Genomic DNA, 391 nt, shown 5'->3' with positions numbered 1-391 from the left:
CGCCCCAGCAGCGGAAAATTCTCCAGCAGCCAGTAAGACACCGTCTGAACGCCGCCGGTGAGGAAAAACACGCCAGCGACAACCAGCAGCGCGCCTATTGCTTTTTCAACCCGGCCGAGATGAACGCGGAATTTGCCGAGGAAGCGCATGAAGGCGCCGGAAAACAGCGCTGCGATCAGGAACGGGATGCCCAGCCCCAGCGAATAGGCGGCGAGCAGCAGCGCGCCCTCGCCCACCGTTTCACGGCCGCCGGCCAGCGTCAGGATCGGTCCCAGAACCGGGCCGATGCACGGCGTCCAGCCGAAGGCGAAAGCCAGCCCCATGACATAGGCCGCGATTTCCCTTGCGGCTCCAGCTAGCGGTCAGGAGCTTTCCATGACTGCCATAACCG

At 63.9% G+C, this 391-nt stretch carries 1 pseudogene; it reads right to left on the bottom strand.

Going from position 1 to position 391, the window contains the following annotated elements:
* Positions 1-338, bottom strand: a pseudogene (locus tag EN879_RS38710) (cytochrome c biogenesis protein CcdA); the annotation flags it as partial.
* Between the last annotated feature and the right edge of the window lie 53 nt (positions 339-391).

It is taken from the genome of Mesorhizobium sp. M7A.F.Ca.AU.002.02.1.1 (genome assembly GCF_003998535.1).
GTDB classification, from domain to species: domain Bacteria; phylum Pseudomonadota; class Alphaproteobacteria; order Rhizobiales; family Rhizobiaceae; genus Mesorhizobium; species Mesorhizobium ciceri.
This window is presented reverse-complemented; position numbering and strand designations above follow the sequence as displayed.